The organism is Limnohabitans sp. Hippo3, from assembly GCF_003063665.1.
Taxonomy (GTDB): Bacteria; Pseudomonadota; Gammaproteobacteria; order Burkholderiales; family Burkholderiaceae_C; genus Limnohabitans_A.
On sequence record NZ_NESF01000004.1, the window covers coordinates 135,246 to 144,482 of the forward strand.

General features: G+C 59.0%; 9 protein-coding genes. 6 read left to right on the forward strand and 3 right to left on the reverse strand.

Going from position 1 to position 9,237, the window contains the following annotated elements:
• Positions 1-3: 3 nt before the first annotated feature.
• The 3 genes from B9Z34_RS07510 to B9Z34_RS07520 all read right to left on the reverse strand — a co-directional run bounded on the left by B9Z34_RS07510 (position 4) and on the right by B9Z34_RS07520 (position 2,889).
• Entirely contained in the window at positions 4-1,287 is a 1,284-nt protein-coding gene (locus B9Z34_RS07510; RefSeq protein ID WP_108427488.1) for a TRAP transporter large permease, read from the reverse strand.
• Positions 1,288-1,289: 2 nt separating this feature from the next.
• On the reverse strand, positions 1,290-1,808 hold the full coding sequence (locus B9Z34_RS07515) for a TRAP transporter small permease (RefSeq protein ID WP_108427489.1): 519 nt from the start codon (positions 1,806-1,808) through the stop codon (positions 1,290-1,292).
• 97 nt (positions 1,809-1,905) lie between these two features.
• A complete protein-coding gene (locus tag B9Z34_RS07520) occupies positions 1,906-2,889 on the reverse strand; it encodes a TRAP transporter substrate-binding protein (protein WP_108427490.1) in 984 nt (327 codons plus the stop codon).
• 139 nt (positions 2,890-3,028) lie between these two features.
• Between B9Z34_RS07520 and B9Z34_RS07525 the strand changes: the two genes are divergently transcribed.
• The 6 genes from B9Z34_RS07525 (at position 3,029) to B9Z34_RS07550 (ending at position 9,005) form a co-directional block, all read left to right on the forward strand.
• Positions 3,029-3,757, forward strand: a complete 729-nt coding sequence (locus B9Z34_RS07525) for a FadR/GntR family transcriptional regulator (protein WP_108427491.1) — start codon at positions 3,029-3,031, stop codon at positions 3,755-3,757.
• Between the two features lie 87 nt (positions 3,758-3,844).
• Positions 3,845-5,179, forward strand: coding sequence for a glucarate dehydratase (gudD, locus tag B9Z34_RS07530; protein WP_108427492.1), 1,335 nt, complete (start codon positions 3,845-3,847; stop codon positions 5,177-5,179).
• 35 nt (positions 5,180-5,214) lie between these two features.
• Complete coding sequence (locus B9Z34_RS07535) at positions 5,215-6,099, forward strand: 2-hydroxy-3-oxopropionate reductase (protein ID WP_233249485.1); 885 nt, start codon at positions 5,215-5,217, stop codon at positions 6,097-6,099.
• Positions 6,100-6,131: 32 nt separating this feature from the next.
• Positions 6,132-6,896: an HpcH/HpaI aldolase/citrate lyase family protein gene (locus tag B9Z34_RS07540; RefSeq protein WP_108427493.1), complete on the forward strand. Its 765-nt coding sequence runs from the start codon at positions 6,132-6,134 to the stop codon at positions 6,894-6,896.
• Positions 6,897-6,910: 14 nt separating this feature from the next.
• On the forward strand, positions 6,911-7,732 hold the full coding sequence (locus tag B9Z34_RS07545) for an NAD(P)-dependent oxidoreductase (RefSeq protein ID WP_108427494.1): 822 nt from the start codon (positions 6,911-6,913) through the stop codon (positions 7,730-7,732).
• 118 nt (positions 7,733-7,850) lie between these two features.
• Entirely contained in the window at positions 7,851-9,005 is a 1,155-nt protein-coding gene (locus B9Z34_RS07550) for an alpha-hydroxy acid oxidase (RefSeq protein ID WP_108427495.1), read from the forward strand.
• The last annotated feature ends 232 nt before the right edge of the window (positions 9,006-9,237 follow it).

The window sequence follows — 9,237 nt, forward strand, 5'->3', positions numbered from 1 at the left end:
TTTTTACAGACCCATGGTACGTGGCAACCACAGCGAAATTTGCGGCACATACGTCACCAGCATCAACACCATCAGCAAGATCAAAAAGAAGGGCTTCATGGATTTCACCACTTGCTCGATCTTGAGCTTGGCCACTGCACTGCCCACAAACAGCACCGCCCCCACAGGAGGTGTGATCAGGCCAATACCCAGGTTGACCATCATGATCATGCCAAAGTGAACCGGGTCGATACCAATGCTTTTGATGACAGGCATCAGGATAGGCGTGAGGATCAGGATCAGCGGCGCCATGTCCATCAAAGTGCCCAGCACCAGCAGCATGATGTTGATGCACGCCAGAATCACCCATGGCTCATTGCTCAAAGCAGTGAAGAGCGTGGTGATCTTCATTGGAATCTGCATCATGGTCATGATGTAGCCGAAACTCGCCGCAAAACCGATCAGGATCATCACGATCGTCACTGTCTTGACGGTGCGGTGCATCAGTTTGGGCAGGTCTTTCCACTTGTAGTCGCGGTAGATGAACATGGTCACAAAAAAGGCCCACACCACCGCGATCGAGGCCGATTCTGTGGCCGTGAAAACGCCGCTGAGGATGCCACCCAGAATAATCCCCATGGTCATCAAGCCCCACATCGCATCGGAACAAATTTTCAGCGCCTCTTTCAGGGGGATAACGCGGCCTTTGGGGTAGTTTTCCTTGCGTGCCACATACAGGCAATAAATCGCCAAACTGAGCCCCAGCAGCAAACCCGGGAAGACCCCAGCCATGAACAGGGCTGCGACCGACACCGTTCCGCCTGCCGCCATTGAATAAATGACCGCGTTGTGGCTGGGCGGAATCAGGATCGCCTGCACCGAGCCACTCACCGTGACCGCCGTAGCGAAAGGACGTGGGTAACCTTTTTTCTCCATCTCGGGGATGAGGACCGAGCCAATCGAGGCCGTGTCAGCCACAGAAGAACCGGAAATGGCCCCAAAAAAAGTGGACGCCAAGATGTTGACCAGCGACAAGCCGCCTCGTACAAAACCGATGAGCACACCAGCAAACGCCACAAGACGCCGCGACATGCCGCCTTCGGCCATGATCGCGCCCGCCAGTACAAAACAGGGAATGGCCAACAAGGAAAACTTGTTGACGCCACTGGCCATCTGGATCATCACCGCATCCAGCGGCAGTTCAATCCACATCGCCCCCAGCAAGGCCGCCAGACCCAAGGCATAGGCCACAGGCATGCCGATCAGCATCAACAAGACAAAACTACCAATCAGAACCAGTGCATCCATGATCAGATCGCCTCCGCCGATGTAGGGCCTTCATGGTCAAAGACCACCACAGCACGTTCGTGCGCTGGACCCCAAAACAAAATTTCCAGCACAAAGACCAAAGTCATCAATGCCCCCAAAGGCAAAGGCATGTAGGTCCAGCCAACCGCCATCCAGGGCAAATCGCCCAAGGTCTGACCCATGGTTTCCATGGCCAGCTTGCTACCCCAAACCATCACAAAAACACAGATGCCTGCCATGCACAAATGCACCAATGTGGCACATGTTTTTTGCACAGGCTCAGGCAAACGATCGGTCAGCATGCCCACGGCGATGTGTGATCCTGCTCTGTAACTGGCTGCGGCCCCCATGAAGGTGAAAGTGACCATCAGCAACACCGCCACGGGCTCCGGCCAACTGGAGCCCGTGCCCAATACATAGCGCGTGAACACGCCCCAAGGAATGATGAGGCTCATGAAAAAAATCGAGATGCCCGATATCCAGATGCACAACAGATACAGGCGATCAAACAAACGCACCATGGTCAAAATCCCCCGGGATTGGTGTCGACTCCAACGGCAGGGACAGGGCAAGCCCTGTCCCGCGCAGCAACAGCGCAACAGGCGCCAAAGCTGCAACTCACTTGACGGCTTCGATGCGCTTGATCAAGTCGGCAAACTGACTGCCGTATTTGGCACGCACAGGCGCCGTGGCGTCATAGAACGCTTTTTTGTCCACCGTCTTGAACTGGATGCCAGCGGCTTGCAGCTTGGCGCTGTATTCGGCCACGCTCTTGTCCCACATGGCGCGCTGCTCCATTTGGGCTTCGCGGGCAAACTTCATCAAGCTAGCCTGATCGTCCTTGCTCATCTTGTCCCAGGTGACTTTGGACATGACAAAAATTTCAGGAATGATCAGGTGCGTCGTTTGGGTGTAAAACTTCACCCCGGTCGAATAGTGATTGGCCGTGAACAAGGTCGGTGGGTTGTTCTCTGCCCCATCCACCACCCCCGTTTGCAAGGCGCTGTAAGTGTCGTTGTGCCCCATGGTGATGCCGTTGCCGCCCATCGCGTTCATGGTGTCCACAAACAAGGGGTTGCCCATGACACGGATTTTCAGACCCTTGAGGTCGGCAGGCGACTTGATTTCCTTCTTGGTGTAGAGGCTGCGTGAGCCACTGTCCATCCAGCCCAATGCCACCAGGCGTGCCGGGCTGTTGGTGATCTTGTCCAGAATTTCTTTGCCCACAGGGCCGTCGATCACGGAACGCATGTGCGCTTCATCGCGGAATACAAATGGCATGTTGAACACGTTCACATCGGGCACCACTGGACCCAGAATGCCCAGGGAAATACGGGCGATCTGGATCGCACCGATTTGGGTTTGCTCGACCACTTCTTTTTCAGAGCCCAACACACCGCCTGCGAACATTTGCAGCTTGTAGCGTCCACCTGTGGCCGCTTCAAGCTTTTTGCCCATGTTTTCAATCGCGACCACGTTCGGATAGCCAGCCGGGTGCACATCCGAAGCCTTGAGTACGGTTTGTGCCGAGGCCACGGGGATCAAAGCCAAAGTCAGCAAGGCCGCTGCCGTGGAAGAAATCAGGTTTCTGCGAAAGTTCATCTATGTCTCCTGTTCAAAGGGGTGAAAGCCATTGCAGCCAACCCATGCACTTGAAAAAACCGCATCAGGTCATCAGTTGTCGTACAATAGAGGCGTCATTATCCTTCCGCTTCGCCTTTCAGTCAGCTAGGGATTACCCATGGATGCAACGACCACTTCACTGAAAAAACCCGGCGGCTTGGCCATCCAGCTGGTCCACGCCATGACCGAGCAAATTCGCAGCGGCCGCCTCAAAGCAGGCGACAAACTGCCGACCGAAGCGGCCATCATGAAAGACTTTGGCGTGAGCCGCACCGTGGTGCGCGAAGCGATCTCCCGGCTACAAGCCTCAGGTTGGGTCGATACGCGCCACGGTATTGGCACCTTCGTCCTGCACCAAAGCGAACACCCCTCTTTCCGCATCAGCCCAGAGCACATGGGCACCCTGCGCGAGGTCATTGCACTGCTGGAGTTTCGCATCAGCGTGGAAACCGAGGCCGCCGCACTGGCCGCCGTCCGTCGCACACCTGAAAACCTGGCAGAACTGCAGTCCGCATTGCGTGCATTCAACAGCGCGATTGACGAGGGACGAGACGCGGTGGCTGCCGACCACCAATTCCATCAGGAAATTGCGCGTGCCACCCAAAATCACCACTTCACCGACCTGATGAATTCGCTGGGCGCAGGGGTGATTCCACGTGCCCGCATCAGCAGCATACTGACCTCCGACCCCGAACGACAGAACTACCTCAGGCGGGTCAATCAGGAGCACGAAAGCATTTACAACGCCATTGCCGCGCAAGATGTCGAAGCTGCGCGCGCCGCGATGCGCACCCATCTGGCCAACAGCCGGGAGCGTCTGCGCAAAAGCGACCCCGACAGCAACTGAGGCTGTCAACGCGACTTCACCCGCGTTTTCCCCAATGCGCAAACACCTTTCAAGTTGTACGATGTCTTTTGACTAAAGACATCAACCATGACCACTTTAACCACACCCCACGTCACGCGCATGCTGGTGATTCCTGTGGCCGGCCACGACGGCATGCTGCTCAATTTGAGCGGCGCTCACGGCCCGTTTTTCACCCGCAACATCGTCATCCTGACCGACTCGGCAGGCCACACCGGCTTGGGTGAAGTGCCTGGCGGCGAAAAAATTCGCCAGACGCTGGAAGACGCTCGACCATTGGTCGAAGGCCAGCCGATTGGCCATTACAACCGCGTGCTCAACGCGATGCGCCAGCAGTTTGCCGACCGCGACAGCGGAGGCAGAGGCAACCAGACCTTTGACCTGCGCACGACCATCCACGCAGTCACCGCCGTCGAAAGCGCCCTGCTCGACCTGCTGGGCCAGCACCTGAACGTGCCGGTTTGCGCCTTGCTGGGCGATGGCCAGCAACGCAGCCGGGTGCAAATGCTGGGCTATCTGTTTTATGTGGGCGACCGGCTACAGACTGACCTGGCTTATCGGAGTGAGCCCGAGCAAGCCGACGACTGGTTGCGCCTGCGCCACGAAAAAGCCATGACCGCCGAAGCCTTGGTGCGCCTGGCTGAAGCGGCGCAAGCGCGTTATGGCTTTCAGGACTTCAAACTCAAGGGCGGCGTGCTGCGCGGCGAAGAAGAAGTCGAAGCCATCGTGGCCCTGCATGAGCGTTTTCCGCAGGCGCGCATCACGCTCGACCCCAACGGCGGCTGGCTGCTCAAAGACGCGATTCGCATTCTGCGCGACCACCGCAACACCATGGCCTACGCCGAAGACCCCTGCGGCGCAGAGGGTGTGTTCTCGGGCCGCGAAGTCATGGCCGAATTCCGCCGCGCCACCGGCTTGCCTACCGCCACCAACATGGTGGCCACCGACTGGCGAGAGATGGCGCACAGCATCCAGCTGCAGTCGGTGGACATTCCACTGGCCGATCCTCATTTCTGGACGCTGCAAGGCTCGGTGCGCGTGGCGCAGCTGTGCCAGATGTACGACCTGACCTGGGGCTCACACTCCAACAACCACTTCGACATTTCTCTGGCCATGTTCACCCAATGCGCCGCCGCCGCACCCGGCAAAGTCACCGCGATCGACACGCACTGGATCTGGCAGGACGGCCAGTTCCTGACCAAAGACCCACTGCAAATCAAGGACGGCTACGTCGATGTGCCCGCCAAACCCGGCTTGGGCATCGAGGTGGACATGGACGCCGTGATGCAAGCGCACCAGCTTTACCAACAACACGGTCTGGGAGCACGTGATGACGCCATCGCGATGCAGTACCTGGTTCCCGGCTGGAAATTCAACAACAAAATGCCTTGCATGGTGCGCTGAGCACGCAGGCAATTCACACCAAAGAAGGAAACAGCATGAAACTCGGATTCATCGGCTTGGGCATCATGGGCGCCCCCATGGCCGGACATCTGCTCGCGGGCGGCCACGAAGTCTTTGCTTTTTCACGCAGCGGCGTGCCTGCGGGCGTGCTCGAACAAGGCGCCAAAGCCTGTGCCAGCCCGGCCGAGGTGGCGCAGCACGCCGATGTCATCTTCACCATGGTGCCCGACACACCGCATGTGGAAGACGTGTTGTTTGGCGAACAAGGTGTGGCCAAAGGCCTGAAGGCGGGCAAGACCGTGGTGGACATGAGTTCCATCTCGCCCATCGCCACCAAGACCTTCGCCGCCAAGATCAACGCCTTGGGTTGCGAGTATCTGGACGCTCCAGTGTCCGGCGGCGAAGTGGGCGCCAAAGCGGCCAGCCTGACCATCATGGTGGGCGGCAGCGAAGCCACTTTTAACAAAGTGCAACCGCTGTTCGCCCTGATGGGCAAAAACATTACCCTGATCGGTGACAACGGCAGCGGCCAGACCTGCAAAGTAGCCAACCAGATCGTCGTGGCACTCAACATCGAAGCGGTAGGCGAAGCCCTGCTGTTTGCCGCCAAAGCGGGTGCAGACCCGGCCAAAGTGCGCCAGGCGCTGATGGGGGGCCTCGCCACCAGCCGCATTCTGGAGTTGCATGGCGAGCGCATGATCAAGCGCACCTTCAACCCGGGCTTTCGCATCGAGCTGCACCAAAAAGACCTGAACCTGGCACTGGAAGGTGCCAAGGTCATGGGCCTGAGCCTGCCCAACACGGCCAGCACTCAGCAACTGATGAGCAGCTGCGTGGCCAACGGCGGTGCCGGTTGGGACCACTCCGGCATCGTGCGCGCACTGGAGATCGCCGCCAATTTCCAGATTGCAGGCAACTGAACATTCCTCCATTCCTGTAAAGAGACAAGCCCATGGACATGCCCATCAACCATTTCAAACACGCGATCCAATCGGGCCAAAAGCAGATTGGCCTGTGGTCGCACCTGTGCAGCAACATCAGCACCGAGATCCTGGCGCACTGCGGATTTGACTGGTTGCTGCTGGACATGGAGCACTCGCCCAACGATCTGAGCGAAATCCTGGCGCAACTGCAAGCCATGAAAGGCAGCCCCACCACGCCCATCGTGCGCCCACCGTGGAACGACATGGTGACTTTCAAGCGTTTGCTCGACGTCGGGGTGCAATCGCTGTTGGTGCCTTACATCCAGACCGAAGAAGAGGCGCAACAGGCAGTGTCTTACACCCGCTACCCACCGCACGGCGTGCGCGGCTATGCGGGTGCGCCCCGCGCCAGCCACTATGGGCGCGTCAAGGGTTATGCCCAGCACAGCAGCCAAGAAATTTGCGTTCTGTTGCAGGTGGAAACTGTGCTGGGTTTGCAAAACATCGAAGCCATCGCCAACGTGGACGGCGTGGACGGCGTGTTCATCGGCCCCGGTGATTTGTCAGCGGCCCTGGGCCACCTGGGCAATCCCAGGCATCCCGAGGTGCTCAAAGTCATCGACGCGTCCATTGCCCGCATCCGCGCCTGCGGCAAGGCGGCCGGCATCTTGACGGGTGACGAAGCTCTGGCCCAACACTATGTCGAGCAAGGTTGCCTGTTTGTGGCCGTGGGGGCCGACCAGAACGTGCTGCGCGACAGTGCCACCGCACTGGCGGGCCGCTTCAAATCCTGAACACCGGACAACACATGCTGAACACCCCCGCCTCCACCATCCGATTTCCCCGCCTGCTGCTTACGGGCGCTGGCGGTAACCTGGGCAAAGAACTGCGCCCCCGCCTGAAAGCCTATTGCGATGTGCTGCTCGTGAGCCACCGCCGGGAGCTGGAGCCTGCGACGGCTGGAGAGGAAGTCCAACTCGCCTCCCTGGAAGACAAGGACCAGATGATGGCCTTGCTGGACGGCGTGAACGCCGTGGTGCACATGGGTGGCGTCTCGACTGAACAGCCTTGGGAGCCGATTTTGGCGGGCAACATTGTGGGCATGGTGAACCTGTACGAGGCGGCACGTCTGAAGGGTGTACAACGCATTGTGTTCGCCAGCTCGAACCATGTGACCGGTTTTTACCGCCAGGATGAAGTGGTCAACACGCGCATGCCACCCAAGCCCGATGGCTTTTATGGCTTGTCCAAAGCATTTGGCGAAGACCTGGCCCAGCTGTACTGGGACCGCTGGGGCATCGAAACCGTGAGCCTGCGCATCGGCTCGTCCTATGCCGAGCCCAAAGACCGCCGGATGCTCGCCACCTGGCTGAGCTTTGACGACCTCGAACGCCTGGTGGTGGCCGCCCTCACTGCCCCCATCGTCGGCCACAGCATCATTTACGGCATGTCAGACAACCAAACCTCTTGGTGGGACAACACCCACGCCAAACACATCGGTTACCGCCCGCTGGACACCTCGGACGTCTTTCGCCCCGCTGTCGAGGCACGCCAGCAGAGCATCGACAAGCAAGACCCGGCTGCGATTTACCAAGGCGGTGCGTTCGTCAAGGCCGCGCCACACGGCTGAGTTCACGGCCTACAAGAAATTTCAAACCGACTGTCCCAAGTTTCACAGCGCCCGGCAAGGCCTGCGGCTACGATGGGCGAATTTGTGAAATCGCTCTACCCCCAGCAGGAGACACCCCATGCCCGTGATCACCAACATCGAAGACCTGCGCGTTCTGGCCGAAAAGCGCGTGCCGCGCATGTTTTATGACTACGCCGACAGCGGCTCCTGGACCGAGGGCACTTACCGCGCCAACGAAAGCGACTTCCACAAGATCAAGCTGCGCCAGCGCGTGGCCGTGAACATGGAAAACCGCACCACGGCCACCAAGATGGTCGGCATCGACACCAAAATGCCCGTGTGCATCGCCCCCGTGGGCCTCACGGGCATGCAACACGCCGATGGCGAAATGCACGCCGCTATGGCCGCCAAGAAGTTCGGCATCCCCTTCACGCTGTCGACCATGAGCATCTGCTCGATCGAAGACATCGCCGCCCACACGCAAGCACCCTTCTGGTTTCAGCTGTACATGATGCGCGACCGCGATGCCATGGCCCGCATGATCGACCGCTGCAAAGCGGCCAAGGTGAGCGCCATGGTGCTCACCCTCGATTTGCAGGTGATTGGCCAACGCCACAAAGACCTCAAAAACGGCCTGACCGCGCCACCCCGCCCCACCATTGCCAACATCATCAACCTGATGACCAAGCCGCGCTGGTGCCTGGGCATGGCGGGGACCAAACGCCGCACTTTTGGCAACCTGGTGGGCCATGTGAAAGCCGTGACCGACATGAACTCGCTGGCCTCGTGGACCAACGAGCAGTTTGACCCGACGCTCAACTGGGAAGACATCGCCTGGGTCAAGAAGCAATGGGGCGGCAAGTTGATCTTGAAGGGCATCATGGACGTGGAAGACGCCAAACTGGCCGTGGCCAGCGGCGCCGACGCCATTGTGGTCAGCAACCACGGCGGCCGCCAGCTTGATGGCGCGCCCAGCAGCATCGAGGCGCTGCCTGCCATCGTGGCGGCTGTGGGCGAACAAATTGAAGTCTGGATGGACGGCGGCATCCGCTCAGGCCAGGACGTTTTGAAAGCTTGGGCGCTGGGCGCCAAGGGCACCATGATCGGCCGCGCCATGGTCTATGGCCTGGGCGCCATGGGCGAAGCGGGCGTGACCAAAGCCCTGCAAATGATCCACAAGGAGCTGGACGTGACCATGGCCTTTTGCGGTCACACCAACATCCAGAATGTGGACCAGAACATCCTGCTGCCGGGCACTTTCCCCACGGCCTGACGTCTTCTCGGTCATTCCCGACTCGATCGGAAATCCAAACGCCACCTTCGTCATTCCCGACTTGATCGGGAATCCATGGTTTCAAAGGCATGGATACCCGCATGCGCGCATATGCGCTAACTTAAAATATCAATTTGAGATATGCTCTTCTCCATTGCGTATGGAAGGAGAAGGCCATGGAGTGCTCGGTGCAGCCGTCGGAATTTGTTCGCCTCGATGAGGACTGGCAGCT

Bases quoted from the DNA above. Each gene is read 5' to 3' on its own strand.
- B9Z34_RS07510 (WP_108427488.1), bottom strand. From the start codon at position 1,287: ATGGATGCACTGGTTCTGATTGGTAGTTTTGTCTTGTTGATGCTGATC.
- B9Z34_RS07515 (WP_108427489.1), bottom strand. From the start codon at position 1,808: ATGGTGCGTTTGTTTGATCGCCTGTATCTGTTGTGCATCTGGATATCG.
- B9Z34_RS07520 (WP_108427490.1), bottom strand. From the start codon at position 2,889: ATGAACTTTCGCAGAAACCTGATTTCTTCCACGGCAGCGGCCTTGCTG.
- B9Z34_RS07525 (WP_108427491.1), top strand. From the start codon at position 3,029: ATGGATGCAACGACCACTTCACTGAAAAAACCCGGCGGCTTGGCCATC.
- gudD (WP_108427492.1), top strand. From the start codon at position 3,845: ATGACCACTTTAACCACACCCCACGTCACGCGCATGCTGGTGATTCCT.
- B9Z34_RS07535 (WP_233249485.1), top strand. From the start codon at position 5,215: ATGAAACTCGGATTCATCGGCTTGGGCATCATGGGCGCCCCCATGGCC.
- B9Z34_RS07540 (WP_108427493.1), top strand. From the start codon at position 6,132: ATGGACATGCCCATCAACCATTTCAAACACGCGATCCAATCGGGCCAA.
- B9Z34_RS07545 (WP_108427494.1), top strand. From the start codon at position 6,911: ATGCTGAACACCCCCGCCTCCACCATCCGATTTCCCCGCCTGCTGCTT.
- B9Z34_RS07550 (WP_108427495.1), top strand. From the start codon at position 7,851: ATGCCCGTGATCACCAACATCGAAGACCTGCGCGTTCTGGCCGAAAAG.